The following is a 16838-nucleotide window of genomic DNA, read 5'->3' as shown; positions in this document are numbered from 1 at the left end:
AACTTGGTGAAGTTTTTAAGTAGAACCCCTGAGTTCCGCAACGGCCCGTTGAAAAAGGCCGTTGCGGAAGGTTGAAAGCTACTTCATCGCCTGCAGGATGGATACGTAGTTGGCAACGGCTGCACCGCCCATGTTGAAGATGCCGCCGATTTCCGCATCCTTCACCTGAATGCCACCTGCTTCTCCGGTCAACTGCATGGCCGTCAGGACATGCATGGAGACGCCGGTTGCGCCGATGGGGTGCCCCTTGGCCTTGAGCCCGCCCGATGGATTGACCGGCAGCTTGCCGTCCTTTTCAGTCCAGCCCTCAAGGATCGCCTCTGCACCGCGCCCCTCTGCGGTCAGGCCCATGGCTTCATACTCGATCAGTTCAGCAATAGTGAAACAGTCATGGGTTTCCACCAGGGACAGATCCTCGAGCGCAAGACCGGCCTCGCCCAGCGCCTGACCCCAGGCACGGGAACAGCCTTCAAACTTCAGGATGTCGCGCTTGGACATGGGCAGGAAATCCTGGACATGAGCCAGCGAGCGGAAAGCCACCGCCTTCTTCATGCCGAGCGCGGTCGCCGGATCCGTCAGGACCAGCGCGGCAGCACCATCCGACACCAGCGAGCAATCCGTGCGCTTGAGCGGCCCGGCAACAAAGGGGTTTTTCTCCCCTTCCTGACGGCAGAATTCATAGCCAAGATCCTTGCGCATCTGGGCATAGGGATTGGAGACGCCGTTTCGATGGTTCTTGGCAGCGATACGGGCCAGCGCGTCCGACTGATCGCCATGCTTCTGGAAATAGGCTTCCGCGATCTTGCCGAACACGCCAGCAAAACCAGCCGGTGTGTCGCCATCTTCCGGCAGATAGGAGGCCTTGAGAAGATTGCGCCCGATCTCTGCACCCGGCGTCGTGGTCATCTGCTCGACCCCGACAACCAGCACGAAGCGGGCATCGCCAGAACGGATGGCCCGGACGCCTTGGTGAACGGCGGCGGATCCGGTCGCACAGGCATTCTCGACACGTGTCGCCGGTGTGAAGCGGAGGACAGGATTGGCCTGAAGAACCAGAGAGGCCGTGAAATCCTGCTGGGAAAAGCCGGCGTTGAAATGGCCAAGAATGATCTCGTCGATTTCCTCCGGGCCGATGCCTGCATCTTCGATGGCCCCGACGGCCGCCTTGACGATCAGGCTCTCGACCGTTTCTTCCGCGTGCTTGCCGAACGGCAGATGCGCCCACCCAACCATTGCTGCGGTCATGCGTCTTCCTCCCTCAACCGGGTTAACTTTGCCCCGAGAGTTCCAGCTTGTCAGCGAGTTGGCAAGAGAATTTTTGACCTAAACGTCAACTAGATGATTTAAATCATTAAAATTCAATAAGATAATTACAAAATCATCAGCAAGCGCCATCTCTCCCTTTTTTTGAAGTACCCGACGTCATTTTCATCTGCCTGTCATGGAACGGCGGCATAGTCCCCTTGTTTCAAGCGTTTGATTTTTTCATTCCTTTATTGAAAGGCCGGTCTTTCGGGACCGGTCTTTTTTTATGTGAGACGCGACGAAACCGCCGGCTCCTCCTTCCCGGCTCCCGGACAATTGCGGATACTTGCAGGACACTGGCCTGGCCCCTAAAAAGGCGAACCGGCTCACGGCCGGACAGTCCTCATGACACAGGGTCTCAATGTCTCAGCCTCTTCCTCTTTCGGTGTTCATCATCGCCAAGAATGAAGCCGACCGGATCGGGAAAAGCATCCAGTCGGTGATCGGCTGGGCCGACGAAGTGATCGTGATCGACAGCGGCTCCACCGACGGAACACCGGAAGTCGCCAGTTCCCTTGGGGCCAGGGTCATTCACAATGACTGGCTCGGTTACGGTCCGCAGAAGCGCTTTGGAGAAGACCAGTGCCGCAACGACTGGATCCTCAACATCGATGCGGATGAGGAAGTTACGCCCGGGCTCGCCTCTGAAATCCGTGCACTGATGACTTCTGACGGCCACCTTGCAGCAGGCGGCTGGCGGATCATGATCCGGGATATCTATGCCCATGAAACGGCCCCGGCCCCCTGGGCCTATGGCTATCATCAGATCCGGCTCTATGACCGCAGGCAGGGCCGTTTTTCCGAGTCTTCGGTTCATGACACCGTCCGCCCGAATGAAGGTACGGTGCTCAAGAACCTTTCGGGCATCATGGCGCACCGCTCGATCCGGTCTCTGGAATTCCAGGTCGGCAAGTACAACCGCTATTCCGACATGCAGGTCGCCGACATGCAGAAGCGCGGCCGCAAGCTGCCCCGCTGGCGTCTCCTGAGCGAATTCCCGGGCGCGTTCCTGAAAGCTTATGTCGTGCGGAAATACTGGCGCTATGGCTGGTGGGGATTGATCCTGTCGATCAATTATGGCCATGCCCGTTTCCTGCGGGTGGCAAAAGCCTATGAGGCCGAGTTGAAGCAGGCAGCAAGCCGCAGAGCCGAGTGATCCGAGGAAGAATGGGAGGCTGACCGCCCTCCTCTCACGCCCCGATCATCTCCAATTCACCGTTGGAGGCCGTTGGCGGTTGCTCTTCGCGATGGACGCGGATCGGCTGGCGGATACCTGAGACGTGATTGTACTGGTCGAGCCTGCGGATCGTCGTGCCGGTGAGCTGATGCCCCCGAGAGAGCACGAGTTCGTGGCTTCCTTCGGACAGCACGTCATCCACCAGAACGTCGCCCGGACGCAGAGCCCGGATATAGCAAAGAGTGATTGCACGGTTCTGCTGATCGCTGACCATATCCAGCAGTTCTTCACGAGCGACTTGCAAAATTTCAGGATCATACTGACGCCGGTTGATGGCGAGCGCCTCGAAAGCCGCCGCATCCACTCCGGTTTCCGGGCTCGCGAACCAAAGATCGGTGAGCACCTTCAGGATCCGGGACGTCACAGGAATGTCGACACCAACCGGGCCATCAACAGGGAAGCCTGAACCGTCGAACCCCCGGCTGGACAGATAAAGGCACTCTGCCACACGGTCGAGCTGGGGAATGTTCTTCAAAAGATCGCGTGTCTGCGCCGGCGCGCGCGCCAGGATTTCACGCTGCTGATCGGTCAGGGGTTTCGCAGTCCTGTATCTGGCCAGGATCTCCTTCGGCAGCAAGGCTTCACCCAGGGGTGAGAACATCACGGCCATGTCCAGTTCCCAGGTCTTTTTCACGCCCATACGCTGGGCGATCCGCATGGCCTGAGGGCGCATGACCGACGTTCGGCGGAAGGCTTCGGAATGAAACAGCGACAGCATTTCAATCAGAAGTTTAACCGAACCGGAAAGAGTGCGCTCCAAAACAGTGCGTTCTTGCAGAAGCCGGTTATGCTGTGTCATTCCAGCATGGACAGCGGCGGTCAGTTCGGCTTGTGAGCAGGGTTTGGTCAGAAGCATGAAGATATGGCCGTTGTTGACAGCCTGCTTGACCAGATCAACCGATTTTTCGGCAGTCAGCAGAATTCGGGCGGCATAAGGTGCAGCAGCTTCACAGGCACTGAGGAAGGAAACGCCCCCCATGCCGGACAGGTTGATTGCAGAAACAATGACTGCAACACCAGGATTTTCCTTGATCCAGGGGAGTGCCTTGTTGGGCTCGTCGAAGGTGGCAACACGGTATTGGTCGGAGAAGATACGCTCGAACGCACTCAACACCTTGGGGTCGGCGTCAACGACAAGAATCTGGCTCAGACTTTTGACCATCGTCTCCTCCACTTCTTCCCTCTGCGCGCCAGATCCAGACAGCCCCTCCATGGCCTCGGGTCCGGCTTTGCGAAGCCCTTGCATTCATGCAGATCGCCTCTTGTCTTGCCCCTTTCATGCTGCTATCGGCGGCTGCGTACCCCTTATATTTCACGAGTTTCCTAACAATTCATACAACCAAACCGACTAAAAGTATTGATTTTTAGCAACCATCTCCACTGACAACCAATCATAACAAATAACTTGCCCCAAACAATGAATACACCCAGAAGGAAACCATGTTAAAAGTACTTATTATTGGCGCGGGTCCTGCTGGCTTGATGGCTGCCGATCATCTGTCTTCACTATCCTATCAAGTCACCCTTGCAGACAGAATGCCTTCTCCGGCTCGAAAGTTCCTGATGGCAGGGCGTGGCGGCCTCAATCTTACGCACAGTGAGCAGCCAGACATCTTTCTGGCACGCTACCGGGAGGCAGCAGGCTTCCTGGAGGCTTATCTGAAAGCTTTTCCGCCCGAAGACCTCAGAGCCTGGTGCCAGGATCTCGGGCAAGAAACCTTTGTCGGCTCGAGCGGACGCGTCTTTCCGATTGCCATGAAAGCCTCTCCGCTGCTGCGGGCACTGCTCCAGCGCCTGGACCAGCCTGGCGTGACCTTCCTGAGCCGGACAACCTGGACCGGATTTGCCGAGAACGGCAGCGCGACATTCGATACGCCTGAGGAACAGGGCAAGACAATCGAGGCCGATGCCGTTCTTCTGACACTTGGCGGCGCCAGCTGGCCCCGGCTTGGTTCTGACGGTGGCTGGACCTCCGCTCTTGAAGACAAAGGCATAGCGATCAGTCCGTTGCGCCCAGCCAATTGCGGCTTTCGCATCGGCTGGAGCCCGCTTCTGACCGAGCGTTTTGCCGGAACTCCGCTCAAGCGACTGCGCATGACCGTCAACGGTCAAAGCGCAATGGGAGAAGCAGTGATTTCGTCCACCGGTCTTGAAGGAGGCCTAGTCTACGCTTTCAGCGCGGATCTCAGGAGCCTGATCGAGACGAATGGCTCGGCGGACTTCTCCCTCGACCTTCGTCCCGACCTGAGCCTTGATCAACTCACGCGCAAGCTCGGCGCTCCCCGCCGCAAGCAGTCCATCAGCACCTTCCTGCGCAAGGCGGCTGGCTTGAACCCGGCGGAGACGGCCCTCCTTCGCGAGCCCGGTCCATTGCCGGATACCGCGCAGGGCCTCGCCGAGCGGATCAAGGACCTGAAGCTCACGACCCATGCCACCTATGACATGGATCGGGCTATCTCCTCCGCAGGCGGCATTTGCCTCGATCAGCTGGACGATGGCTTGATGCTGAAAGCCCTTCCCGGCGTCTTTGCCGCCGGAGAGATGCTGAACTGGGAAGCTCCGACAGGAGGCTATCTGCTGCAGGCGTGCTTTGCCACCGGACTTGGCGCGGCCCGCGGGATCGACCGCTACCTGAGCCAGCACAAGGGATAGGCCATGACCATTCTCTATGTCGATGCAGATGCCTGCCCCGTGAAAGAAGAAGCCGTGCGGGTGGCCGAACGGCACAAGGTCGAGGTCAAGATCGTGTCCAACAGCTGGATGCGGATGCCCGACAGCGATCTGGTCGAACGGGTGGTGGTTCCTGAGGGGCCTGATGTGGCGGATGACTGGATCGCGGAACGGGCCAAGACCGGCGATGTCGTCGTTACCGCCGATGTGCCCCTAGCCTCGCGCTGCGTCAGCACGGGCGCGCTGGTCATTTCGCCCAACGGCAAGCCCTTTCGCGAGGATGCGATGGGAATGCGGCTGGCGATCCGTAATCTCAACACACACCTGCGGGAAATCGGCGAGATCCGTGAAAGCGGCCCGGCCTTCACCAAGGCCGACCGGTCGCGTTTCCTGAACCAGCTCGAGACCATCATGCGCGCCGCCAAGCGGCAATCTGGCATCTGATCAGGCAGCTTAAAATGAAAAGCCCCGGGTGGCAGGCCACCCGGGAGCTTTTTCAAATCCAGATCTGCAATCGTCCGCCCGTTACTGGCAGAAGCGCGGCTGACCGGAATAGGTCACGAAATAGCCGGTGCGCGGATTGAACGAACGATACCGTGCAGAGCAGTATTCATACCAGGCCGGGGTCCAGGGAGCCGGACGGTAGCCGTAATAGACCGGAGCCGGACGGCGCGGAGCGTAGTAGACCGGCGGCGGGGGCGGCGGCGCATAGTAGCGCGGCTGGCTGGCGGCAGAGCCAATGATGGCGCCGGCGACAAATCCGCCAGCAGCGGCGGCACCGGTTTCCCAGCCACGGTTACGGGCTTCGGCAGAGCCTGTGCCGGCTGATACGGTCATGACCGCTGCGCAGATGGCGGAAGCGGCAGTCAATGTGATCTTATTGAACATTGCCTTGGTCCTTTCTGATCAGGGATGCCCTGAAGCAGCGGCATCGCGTTTCTGATGAGAAAAGACTATCCGCATGTGCCGCTGCGGGATGTGACCCCCGTCACAAAGGAACGGTTTGACGGAACGAAGGTTCCTTAACGTGACATCCAGGCGGATTTATATGTCGGGAAAGGGCTGCCAAGGTCCTGAAAACCCGCGAAAAAGGCAATAAATCCGGCTCTTCGCGTTACAAAACTATCCCTTGTAATGGGCGGCACGACACCCTACCTTGGCGTTCATCGGCTCCACGGCCGGACGGGACATGAAATAGACCCGGTTAAGATTGGTTTCGGCAGGCAGCCCCACTGCCTGCTCTGAATGTCGAGACTTTTCCGTTTCTAGCTGACTGTTCGCAACTGTGCAGAGGGCGGGTTCGCTGCGTCCTGCACTTAAAACAACGGAAAGGTTTCTCTCATGCGTGAGAACGGCACCATCAAGTTCTTCAACTATGACCGCGGCTTCGGCTTCATCACTCCCGAAAACGGCGGCAAGGACGTGTTCGTGCACATCACCGCTTTCGAGCAGGCTGGTCTCGGCGCTCCGGAAGAAGGTGCAAAGGTAACTTTCGTTGCTGAAGATGATCGTCGTGGCCGTGGCAAGCAGGCAGCTCAGCTGGAACTCGCTTAAGGCTATGCCGCCATCAGGCGGCTGACAGAATTTCAAGAACGCCGCCGGTCTCCGGCGGCGTTTTTTATTGCCTGTTTTCCAGATCTGGACCTTCTTCGGTTTCCAGCCCCTTGGAAGGGTCATGACCATTGCGCAGGTCTTCAAGCGCCTGCATGCGCTTCTGGCTGCGTTCCGGATTGGCAGCTGTAACGCCCGCAATCAGCACTTCTGCGATCGACATCAGGGCCGTCGAGGAATCCCAGGGCGAGGGAACCGCCACGCGGGCTGGTAAGACGAAGCTTGCAAATCGCCCGACCGGCGACATCCAGCTGTCGGTGACCAGAACGACACTGGCCCCTTGAGCCGCTGCCGTCTCCGCAAAGCGGATGATCTCCGTCTGATACCGGCGGATGTCGAAGACCACGATGACGTCTTTCGGACCGACCCCCAGAAGCTGGTCGAACCAGTTTCCCTGCTGCCCCGCCACATGGATGACATTGGGCCTGACAATGCGCAGATGCGCTGCCGTATATCGGGCCAGCGCATCGGTGAAACGCCCGCCGATCAGGTGAATGGTCCGCTTCTCGTCCGCCAAAAGCCGGATCACGCCCTCCAGCTCCCCCCTTGGCAAATGTGCAAAGGTTTCGCGCACATTGTCCACCATCTGGGCAACCAGAGGATCCATGTTGTCCGGCTGCGCCTGCGGCAGTTCGGAACTACGGGCAAGTGGCGTGTTCAGCTGGCTGGCCAGTTCCTTGCGCAGCCGGGCCTGAAAATCGGCAAATCCGGGAAAGCCGAGCCTTGCGACAAAGCGCAGGATAGTCGGCGAACTGACCCCCGCCGCCCTTGCAAAATTGGCAACAGTATCCAGCCCTTGCACCGGATAATTGGCCAGAAGCGCATAGGCAGCCTTGCGTTCCGTCGATGTAAATTCATCGATCCGGTCGTGGATTTCTTCGATCAAGGGCCGATCCATACCAGGTCTCCAGCGCGCTGCCCCTGCGGCTCCAGCCTTCCACCCCCTGCGTCAGGATCCGGGGATCACTGCTCAGGATTTGTGTTTGACTTCGCCGCAAACTGTGTATCAAATCATACAAGGTTTGATCGTTCTGACAATTCTGTAACAAAAAATACAACAGTTAACGATCAGGAAACCGGACGAGGGGAATAGCAAATGACACTCCAGGCGTCGGACTCCGCGCCAGGCGTGGCGGTTCTACCGCCCGTCGAGGTCGTGAATGGGCAGGGAAAGGGTCCGTTTGTGCTGGTCTGCGACCACGCAAGCAACCATCTGCCGCCTGCCTATGGGACGCTCGGACTGAGCGAAGCCGATCTAAAGGCGCACATTGCCTGGGATCCCGGCGCCCTTGGCGTCGCCATTGCCCTATCGAAACTGATGGACTCGCCTCTGGTGCATTCCTGCGTTTCGCGGCTGATCATCGACTGCAACCGGGACACCCTGGCACCGGATCTCATTCCGCCCGTCAGCGAACTTACCGGCATTCCTGGCAACCAGAACCTTGACGACACCCAGCGCGCTGAGCGTATCGCCCTCTCGCACACCCCGTTTCACAGCACCATTGATGCCGTGATCGCACAACGGCTCGCAGAAGGCGTGGCAACAGCCGTCGTGTCCATCCATACCTATACGCCGGTCTACAAAGGGGTTTCCCGCCCCTGGGAAATCGGCCTGATCTATGACGCGGACACCTCTCTTGCTGGACCTGCTCTGGCAGCGCTCAAGGCTGACGGGCATCTGACCGTAGGCGACAACGAGCCCTACTCTCCGGCCGATGGCGTCTATTACACGCTCATGCGGCACGGACAGGACCTGGGACTGAAGTCCCTGATGATCGAAATCCGCAATGACGAGGTTGCCTCTCCCGAAGCCGAGCTGAAATGGGCTGAACGCCTGGCGCCGATCCTCATGCAGGCCCTTGCGACGGCGGGAGGTGCGAATGCGTAGTCTCGCCTGCGCCTATGTCCGGGGTGTCGACCGGTTCAACAAGGGCCTCGGCCTGGTCATGATCTGGGGGGTCTTTGTGATGGCCGGGATCCTCTTGTGGTCGTCCATCTCCAAGACATTCTTCCACCCGTCCCTCTGGACGCTGGAAATGGCCCAGTTCGCCATGGTCGCCTATTACGTGCTTGGCGGCCCCTACTCGATCCAGATGGGCTCGAATGTGCGCATGGATCTTTTCTATGCGGAATGGTCGCACAAGAAGAAGGCCTGGTTCGACGCCTTCACCGTCTTCGTGCTGATCTTCTATCTCTGCATCCTGGTCTATGGCGCATTCAGCTCCACCGCCTACTCGCTCGGTTATTTCGGCAAGGAGCCCTTCGTCTTCTACAAGGACCTTTTCGTCGGCTTCCTGACCGGTGGTGTTGATGGCGCGTCGGAGGTCATGGGCCATCTGGAACGCAGCCCCACAGCCTGGCGGCCCTATCTGTGGCCGATCAAGCTCGTGATGATCTTCGGTTTTGTTCTGATGCTGATGCAGGCTGTTGCGGAGCTCATCAAGGATATTGCCCGCATCCAGGGAGAAGAGATCTGATGTCCTATGAGATGATCGCTCTTCTCATGTTCTCGTCGATGATGCTGATGCTGCTCACCGGGCAGCGCGTCTTCGGCGCCATCGGCGGCGTTGCCGCGCTCGCCGCCCTGCTCCTGTGGGGGACGGGCGGATCGGAACTGCCGTTCTCGGCCGCCATCAAGCTGATGAAATGGTATCCGCTGCTGACCTTGCCCATGTTCATCTTCATGGGCTACCTGCTGTCGGAAACCAAGATCGCCGACGACCTCTACAAAATGTTCCACGTCTGGATGGGACCGCTCAGCGGCGGGCTTGCCATCGGCACGATCTTCCTGATGGTGCTGATCTCGGCCATGAACGGCCTGTCGGTCGCCGGCATGGCCATTGGCGCAACCATCGCCCTGCCGGAACTTCTCAAGCGTGGCTATGACAAGAAGATGGTATCCGGCGTGATCCAGGCAGGGTCCTCGCTTGGCATTCTAGTGCCGCCCTCTGTCGTGCTCGTGCTCTATGCGATGATCGCCCGTGCGCCTGTCGGCCAGCTCTGGCTTGCCGGAGTGCTGCCTGGGCTGATGATGGCGGCCCTTTTCGTCATCTACATTGCGATCCGCTGCAAGCTTCAGCCGGAGCTCGGTCCGGCCCTCTCCAGGGAGGAGCGCGAGACCTACAAGGATGAGAAGTACAAGCTGCTCTTGTCCGGCCTCCTGCCGGTGATCATCTTCGCCACCATGATGGTGCCTTTCGTCAACGGCTGGACCAGCCTTGTCGAAAGCTCCGCCATCGGTGCGCTGGCAGCGCTTCTGGCAGCCCTTGCCAAACGACGCCTGACCATGCCGATCCTGATCGTCTGCCTGAAGCAGACCCTCGGCATCTCCTGCATGTTCATGTGGATCATCCTGGCCGCCCTGTGCTTTGGCGCTGTCTTCGACGGGCTCGGCGCCGTGAAGGCCATCGAAAGCGTCTTCACCGAGAAGCTCGGCCTCGGTCCCTGGACCATTCTCATCCTGATGCAGGTCTCGTTCCTGATCATGGGCACGTTTCTGGACGACACCGCGATGCTGGTCATCGTTGCGCCGCTCTATGTGCCGCTGGTCGGGACCCTGGACCTCGGCCTGCCACGCGGCGAAGTCTTGATCTGGTACGGCGTGCTCTACACGATCACGACGCAGATCGCCTACATGACGCCGCCGTTCGGCTACAACCTGTTCCTGATGCGGGCCATGGCCCCGAAGGAAATCACCATGCGCGACATTTACGGCTCTATCACGCCGTTCGTTCTGGTGATGATACTCGCCCTGGCAATTGTCATGGTGTTCCCGCAGATCGCACTCTGGCTGCCAGACTATGTCTACAACCGGTAATGTGCCTGTCTGCAGGAGATTTGGGAGTTCGTGAATTGAAAGGGGCCGCCGAAAACAAGCGCCAAAAGGCACGGCGGGCCTGAAAGTGGATCACTCAAAGGGGAGTACACTGAAATGACGAATAGACGCGATTTTCTGAAGAAGGCCGGTGCCGGCACGATCGCCGCCGCAGGTGCAGCAACCCTTGCTGCCCCCGCAGTCAAGGCACAGGCCCCGATCAAGTGGCGCCTGCAGACCTATGCAGGTCCGGCTCTGGCCGAACATGTCGTCAAGCCCGCCATCGATGCCTTCAACAAGGCCGCCAATGGCGAAATGGTCATCGAGCTCTACACCGCCGACCAGCTCGTCCCGACCGCCGAACTGTTCCGCGCCATGCAGAACGGCACGATCGACGCCGTGCAGTCCGACGATGACTCCATGGCCTCTCCGACCGAAGTGACCGTGTTCGGCGGCTACTTCCCCTTCGCTTCCCGCTATTCCCTGGATGTGCCGGTGCTGTTCAACCAGTACGGCCTGAACGAGATCTGGGCGGAAGAATACGAAAAGGTCGGCGTGAAGCACATTTCCGCAGGCTCCTGGGATCCGTGCCACTTCAACACCACCAAGCCGATCCGGTCGCTGGAAGACCTGAAGGGCCTGCGCCTCTACACCTTCCCGACAGCTGGACGCTTCCTGACCCAGTTCGGCGTCATTCCGGTCACCATTCCCTATGAAGACGCGGAAGTGGCTGTTCAGACCGGTGAACTGGACGGCATGGCCTGGTCGGGCATCACCGAAGACTACACGGTGGGCTGGGCCAATGTGACCAAGTACTTCCTGACCAACAACATCTCCGGCGCATGGATCGGCCACTTCTTTGCCAACATGGAACGCTGGAATGAAGTGCCGGATCACCTGAAGTCCCTGCTGCAGCTCGCCATGAATTCGTCTCACCTGCACCGCCAGTGGTGGTACTGGGGCGGCGAAGCCTCCTTGCGTGTTGGCGGCGGCAAGTTGGAACTGACCACCATTCCGGACGCAGAATGGGCAAAGGTCGAAGAAGCAGCCGTAAAATTCTGGGACGAGATTGCAGCTGAATCCCCGACCAAGGCGAAGGTCGTCGAGATCTTCAAGAAGTACAACGCCGACATGGCCAAGGCTGGACGTCCGTACCGCTACGGCTGAGCTGCGTGAGCGAAACGCCGGTCCGGGGCCTGCCTCCGGACCGGCACAGACCGCGATGACCCCTGTTTGAATGGACCACGACCAAAATGGCCGGCAACCTGACCCTCGACGCCCTCAAGTCCGCTGTCTCCGGCGGCGAGATCGATACCGTGATCGCCTGCATCACCGACATGCAGGGTCGTCTGATGGGCAAACGCTTTCATGCCCAGCATTTCCTGAACAGCGCCTGGGAAGAGACCCATTGTTGCAACTATCTGCTGGCAACCGACCTCGAGATGTACACCGTTGAGGGTTATGCCTCGACGAGCTGGACCGCCGGCTATGGCGACTATGTCATGAAGCCGGACCTCAGCACCCTGCGCTATGTGCCCTGGCTGGAAGCCACCGCCATGGTGATGTGCGACGTGCTGGACCACCACACCCACGAGCCGGTGCCCCATTCGCCCCGCGCCATGCTGAAGAAGCAGATTGCCCGGCTTGATGCGCTCGGCCTCACCGCCATGATGGCAACGGAGCTGGAGTTCTTCATCTTCGGCGGCACCTATGACGAGATCCGCAAGAGCGGCTTCCGCGATCTGGATCCCTATTCCGCCTATAATCAGGACTACAACATCCTGCAGACCGGCCGGGAAGAAGACGTGATGCGTCCGGTGCGCAATCATCTCTTCAATGCCGGGATTCCCGTCGAGAACACCAAGGGCGAAGCCGAAACCGGTCAGGAAGAGCTGAACATCCGCTATGCGGCAGCCCTTGATACGGCCGACTATCACACCATCGCAAAGCACGCGGTGAAGGAGATTGCCTGGCAGAAGGGCCGGTCTGCGACCTTCCTCGCCAAATGGCGCTCAGACAAGGTCGGCAGCTCGGCCCATGTGCACCAGTCGCTCTGGAATGCCAAGGGCGAGAATGCCTTCTTCGATCCTTCCGCCCAATACGGCATGTCGGAACTGATGCGCCAGTATACGGCCGGCCTGATCAAATATGCGCCGGACTACACCTATTTCCTGGCGCCTTACATCAACAGCTACAAGCGCTTCCAGAAGGGCACCTTCGCGCCAACGAAGACGGTCTGGTCCATCGACAACCGCACCGCCGGCTTCCGCCTGTGCGGTGAAGGCTCCAAGGGCGTGCGAATGGAATGCCGCATCGGTGGCTCGGACCTGAACCCTTATCTGGCTCTGGCTGTTCAGATTGCAGCCGGGCTCAAGGGCATCGAGGAAAAGCTGGAGCTGGCGGCCCCGTCCTCCGGCGATGTCTATTCGGCAGGCAAGGCACCGGAAGTGCCTGGCACCCTGCGCGATGCACGCGAGACCCTGCTCGGGTCGAAAATGCTGCGCGAGGCGTTTTCGGATGCAGTGGTCGACCACTATGGCCGTGCAGCCGAGTGGGAGATCGACGAGTTCGACCGCGCGGTGACCGATTATGAGATTGCACGCGGCTTCGAGCGGGCCTAAGCCAGCCGGAGCCCTTGCCGGTTTGCGGAACGGCATTTGCCGCCGCAGATCCCTTTAAGCAGCCTGGCCCTGCCGCAAGGCATGGCCTCTTGAGGTGAAACATGTCTGAAACGATCAAGCTCATATCCCCGGTGGACGGCAGCATCTATGCCGAGCGGCCCGCTCTGGATGAGGCCGCCGTCAGCCGGGTGGTCACCACCGCCCGGACTGCCCAGGCGTCCTGGGCCGCTGTTCCCCTGGAAGACCGCATTGCATGTTGCCTGAAGGCGCTCGACGCACTGAAGGCCATGAATGACGAAGTCGTCACGGAGCTGGCTTGGCAGATGGGCCGTCCGGTCCGCTACGGCGGCGAACTGGGTGGCACCATCGAGCGCACCACCTATTGCGCCAACATTGCCGCGGAAGCGCTTGCGGATATCGAGCGCACCGACAAGCCGGGTTTCAAGCGCTATCTGAAGCGTGTGCCGCTCGGCATCGTCATGGTGATCGCGCCCTGGAACTACCCGTTCATGACGGCGATCAACACGATCATGCCGGCACTGATGGCAGGCAACGTCATCATCCTGAAGCATGCTGCCCAGACGCTGCTGGTCGGCGAGCGCCTCGCCAAGGCTTTTGAAGCCGCCGGTCTGCCGAAGGGCGTGTTCCAGAACATCGTTCTCACGCACGGCGGCACCGAGAAGCTGCTCGGCTCCGGCCTGATCGACCATGTCAACTTCACCGGCTCCGTTGCCGGCGGCCGGGCCATCGAAAAGGCTCTGGCAGGCACCTTCGCCACCCTGGGCCTGGAGCTCGGCGGCAAGGATCCGGCCTATGTGCGCGCGGACGCGGATCTCGATTACGCTGTCGGCAATCTGGTCGATGGCGCCTTCTACAATTCCGGCCAGTGCTGCTGCGGCATCGAGCGCGTCTATGTGCACGAGAGCCTCTATGACCGGTTCGTCGACGGTTTCGTGGACCTGACCAGCCAATACAAGCTGGGCAATCCGCTGGATGAAGCCACCACCCTCGGGCCGATGGCTCAGGCCCGCTTTGCCGCCTGGGTGCGCGAGCAGACCGAGGAAGCCCTGCGCAAGGGCGCGAAGGCCCATATCGATGTATCCAGCTTCGAGGCCAACAAGGAAGGCACACCCTACCTTGCGCCGCAAGTCCTGACCAATGTCGACCACCAGATGTCCGTCATGCGCGAGGAAAGCTTCGGTCCGGTCGTCGGCATCATGAAGGTGAAGGACGATGCGGAAGCGCTTCAGCTGATGAACGACAGCCCCTATGGCCTGACCGCGTCGCTGTGGACCGAGGACGTCGATGCGGCCGCCGGCATCGCTGACCAGATCGAGACCGGCACGGTCTTCATGAACCGCTGTGACTATCTGGATCCGGCTCTTGTCTGGACAGGCGTGAAGGACACGGGCAAGGGCGCAGCTCTTTCCGAAATCGGCTTCCACAACCTGACCCGTCCGAAGTCCTTCCACTTCCGCGTGGAACACTGACGAAAAGGCGCTGCGGTTGGCTCCCTCTCCCCCAGGGGGAGAGGGCCGGGGTGAGGGGGAATTCAACAAATTGAGGCTCTTCCCCTCACCCCCAGCCCCTCTCCCCAATGGGGAGAGGGGAGCAATCCGCAGCCCCCAAACCTGCACCGGACACCATCCGGTCCTTACCGTTTCCCTCTTGGCTGATTAAGAGAACCGCCATGACCACCCTTCCCTCCGTCAACTGGTCCTATCCCACTTCCGTCCGTTTCGGCGTTGGCCGGATCAAGGAACTGCCCGACGCCGTCAAGGCCGCAGGCATGAAGAAGCCGCTGCTCGTCACCGACCCCGGCCTTGCCTCCCTGCCGATGGTCGCCGACGCGATCGCCAGCCTGAAGGCCGCCGGTCTGGACGCTGCCGTTTTCTCCGATGTGAAGCCGAACCCGATCGACAAGAATGTCGAGGCTGGTGTTGCTGCCTACAAGGCCGGTGGTCATGACGGTGTGATCGCCTTTGGCGGCGGCTCCGGTCTTGATGCCGGCAAGCTGATTGCCTTCATGTCAGGTCAGTCACGGCCAATCTGGGACTTCGAGGACATCGGTGACTGGTGGACCCGCGCCGATCCGGCAGGCATTGCCCCCATCGTCGCCGTTCCGACCACGGCAGGCACGGGCTCGGAAGTCGGCCGCGCCGGTGTGGTCACCAATTCCGCGACCCATACCAAGAAGGTGATCTTCCATCCGAAGATGCTGCCTGCCGTGGTGATCTGTGACCCGGAACTCACCTCCAAGATGCCCCGGATCATCACCGTCGGCACCGGTATGGATGCGCTGGCCCATTGCCTGGAAGCCTATTCCTCGCCCTTCTATCACCCGATGTCGGAAGGTATTGCGCTGGAAGGCATGCGGCTGGTGTTTGAAAACCTGCCGAAGGTCGTTGCTGACGGTTCCGATCTGGAAGCCCGCGGCCATCTGATGAGCGCGGCGGCCATGGGCGCTGTCGCCTTCCAGAAGGGTCTTGGCGCCATCCACTCCCTGTCCCACCCGGTCGGCGCGCTCTATGACACGCATCATGGCATGACCAACGCAGTCTTCATGCCCTATGTGCTGCAGTTCAATAAGCCCGCCATCGAGCAGAAGTTCGAACGTCTTGCCGGCTTCCTGGGTTTCAAAAACGGCTATCAGGGTGTCCTTGAAGCCGTGCTCAAGCTGCGGGAAGACCTCGGCGTACCGCACACGCTTTCCGGCCTGAACGTGGATGATGCCAAGCGCGACCTGATCGCGGAGATGGCCATCGTCGACCCGACCGCAGGCGGCAATCCGGTCGAACTGACCAAGGACGGCGCGCTCACGATCTTCGACAAGGCGATGAGCGGCGAAGTCTGAGGCTTCACTTCAGAAACATGAAAGTAAATTTCATGTATTCAGGCTTCGCCCGCGAGGGCGTAGCCTGTTTCATTTGAACTGGACGTCAGATGCAGCTCAATCGTAACCAAGCAGAGCCAAAGTGTAATAGTTTGTAACTTATGGGCTTTTACGGAAGACATGCACAACGGACTGCTGCATATCCGGGAAACCGAACGCAACAGAGACGCAAGCCATGTCAAAACTCTTTTCCAAATATGCCACCCCCTTCACCACCGGCCTGTTTCTGGTCTCCCTGATCTCGGGCATCGCCCTTTTCTTCCACGTCGGCCCATCTGCCTTTCACGGCATGCACGAGTGGCTCAGCATGGTGCTGATCCTGCCATTCGTTCTGCATGTCTGGAAAAACTGGCGACCTTTCGTTTCCTACTTCAAGCGCCTGCCGATGCTGATTGCCCTGGTGGTCTCGCTCGCAGCTTCCGCCATCTTCTTCATGCCGAGCGAAGGTGAAGGCGGCGGCGGCAACCCGCTGGTGGGGATCATGCGCAAGGTCCAGGCTGCACAAGTCTCGGTCATCGCTCCGCTTTACGGACTGGAACCTGCCGAGCTGACTGCAAAGCTCTCGGATGCAGGCATGCCTCCTGCGAGTGTTGACCAGAGCATGGCCGAGATTGCCTCAAGCAACGGCAAGTCGGATCGCGACATGCTGAGCTTCCTGTCCAGCCTGAAGCGCTGACCCTCGGGTCA

Annotated in this window: 16 protein-coding genes; 12 read left to right on the top strand and 4 right to left on the bottom strand. The window is 59.7% G+C overall.

What is annotated here, in order from left to right:
• Positions 1 to 78 precede the first annotated feature (78 nt).
• Positions 79 to 1245 carry an acetyl-CoA acetyltransferase gene (locus BUA94_RS02560; protein ID WP_073008394.1) on the bottom strand — a complete coding sequence of 389 codons (1167 nt, stop codon included), beginning with the start codon at positions 1243 to 1245 and terminating at the stop codon, positions 79 to 81.
• 421 nt (positions 1246 to 1666) lie between these two features.
• On the opposite strand from BUA94_RS02560, the gene BUA94_RS02555 reads away from it, so the two are divergent.
• Positions 1667 to 2461 (top strand): glycosyltransferase family 2 protein, encoded by a 795-nt coding sequence (locus BUA94_RS02555; protein ID WP_073008390.1) that lies wholly within the window; start codon positions 1667 to 1669, stop codon positions 2459 to 2461.
• Positions 2462 to 2495: 34 nt separating this feature from the next.
• Here BUA94_RS02555 and BUA94_RS02550 read toward each other — a convergent pair whose 3' ends face one another.
• A complete protein-coding gene (locus tag BUA94_RS02550) occupies positions 2496 to 3704 on the bottom strand; it encodes an HD domain-containing phosphohydrolase (protein WP_073010737.1) in 1209 nt (402 codons plus the stop codon).
• 278 nt (positions 3705 to 3982) lie between these two features.
• Between BUA94_RS02550 and BUA94_RS02545 the strand changes: the two genes are divergently transcribed.
• Together BUA94_RS02545 and BUA94_RS02540 are read left to right on the top strand one after the other, a co-directional pair.
• The gene (locus tag BUA94_RS02545; protein WP_073008387.1) at positions 3983 to 5194 is read left to right on the top strand and encodes a TIGR03862 family flavoprotein; all 1212 of its coding nucleotides are present in this window, start codon (positions 3983 to 3985) and stop codon (positions 5192 to 5194) included.
• Positions 5195 to 5197: 3 nt separating this feature from the next.
• Positions 5198 to 5656, top strand: coding sequence for a YaiI/YqxD family protein (locus tag BUA94_RS02540; RefSeq protein ID WP_073008384.1), 459 nt, complete (start codon positions 5198 to 5200; stop codon positions 5654 to 5656).
• 81 nt (positions 5657 to 5737) lie between these two features.
• Here the strand turns inward: BUA94_RS02540 and BUA94_RS02535 are convergent, their stop codons facing one another.
• On the bottom strand, positions 5738 to 6100 hold the full coding sequence (locus BUA94_RS02535) for a BA14K family protein (RefSeq protein ID WP_073008381.1): 363 nt from the start codon (positions 6098 to 6100) through the stop codon (positions 5738 to 5740).
• 453 nt (positions 6101 to 6553) lie between these two features.
• Here BUA94_RS02535 and BUA94_RS02530 point away from each other — a divergent pair, with 453 nt between their 5' ends.
• Entirely contained in the window at positions 6554 to 6766 is a 213-nt protein-coding gene (locus BUA94_RS02530; protein ID WP_073008378.1) for a cold-shock protein, read from the top strand.
• Positions 6767 to 6830: 64 nt separating this feature from the next.
• Here the strand turns inward: BUA94_RS02530 and BUA94_RS02525 are convergent, their stop codons facing one another.
• Positions 6831 to 7721, bottom strand: coding sequence for a MurR/RpiR family transcriptional regulator (locus BUA94_RS02525; protein WP_073008375.1), 891 nt, complete (start codon positions 7719 to 7721; stop codon positions 6831 to 6833).
• Positions 7722 to 7919: 198 nt separating this feature from the next.
• Here BUA94_RS02525 and BUA94_RS02520 point away from each other — a divergent pair, with 198 nt between their 5' ends.
• The 8 genes from BUA94_RS02520 (at position 7920) to BUA94_RS02485 (ending at position 16827) form a co-directional block, all read left to right on the top strand.
• On the top strand, positions 7920 to 8711 hold the full coding sequence (locus BUA94_RS02520; RefSeq protein ID WP_073008371.1) for an N-formylglutamate amidohydrolase: 792 nt from the start codon (positions 7920 to 7922) through the stop codon (positions 8709 to 8711).
• Positions 8704 to 9300 carry a TRAP transporter small permease subunit gene (locus BUA94_RS02515; protein WP_073008368.1) on the top strand — a complete coding sequence of 199 codons (597 nt, stop codon included), beginning with the start codon at positions 8704 to 8706 and terminating at the stop codon, positions 9298 to 9300. The genes BUA94_RS02520 and BUA94_RS02515 overlap by 8 nt, the downstream gene beginning before the upstream one ends.
• Positions 9300 to 10640, top strand: coding sequence for a TRAP transporter large permease (locus BUA94_RS02510; RefSeq protein ID WP_073008365.1), 1341 nt, complete (start codon positions 9300 to 9302; stop codon positions 10638 to 10640). Before BUA94_RS02515 ends, BUA94_RS02510 begins: the two co-directional genes overlap by 1 nt.
• Before the next feature lie 114 nt (positions 10641 to 10754).
• On the top strand, positions 10755 to 11804 hold the full coding sequence (locus tag BUA94_RS02505; protein WP_073008362.1) for a TRAP transporter substrate-binding protein: 1050 nt from the start codon (positions 10755 to 10757) through the stop codon (positions 11802 to 11804).
• Between the two features lie 86 nt (positions 11805 to 11890).
• Positions 11891 to 13258: a glutamine synthetase family protein gene (locus BUA94_RS02500; RefSeq protein ID WP_073008359.1), complete on the top strand. Its 1368-nt coding sequence runs from the start codon at positions 11891 to 11893 to the stop codon at positions 13256 to 13258.
• A gap of 101 nt (positions 13259 to 13359) precedes the next feature.
• Positions 13360 to 14748, top strand: coding sequence for an aldehyde dehydrogenase family protein (locus BUA94_RS02495; RefSeq protein WP_073008356.1), 1389 nt, complete (start codon positions 13360 to 13362; stop codon positions 14746 to 14748).
• A 200-nt stretch (positions 14749 to 14948) separates the two neighbouring features.
• Positions 14949 to 16112, top strand: coding sequence for an iron-containing alcohol dehydrogenase (locus BUA94_RS02490; protein WP_073008352.1), 1164 nt, complete (start codon positions 14949 to 14951; stop codon positions 16110 to 16112).
• A 214-nt stretch (positions 16113 to 16326) separates the two neighbouring features.
• Complete coding sequence (locus BUA94_RS02485) at positions 16327 to 16827, top strand: DUF4405 domain-containing protein (RefSeq protein WP_073008349.1); 501 nt, start codon at positions 16327 to 16329, stop codon at positions 16825 to 16827.
• Positions 16828 to 16838: the final 11 nt, after the last annotated feature.

The sequence above is a fragment of the Roseibium suaedae genome (assembly GCF_900142725.1).
Lineage (GTDB): Bacteria > Pseudomonadota > Alphaproteobacteria > Rhizobiales > Stappiaceae > Roseibium > Roseibium suaedae.
The sequence above is the reverse complement of the archived record's forward strand: the minus strand, read 5'-3'. Positions and strand labels throughout refer to the sequence as shown.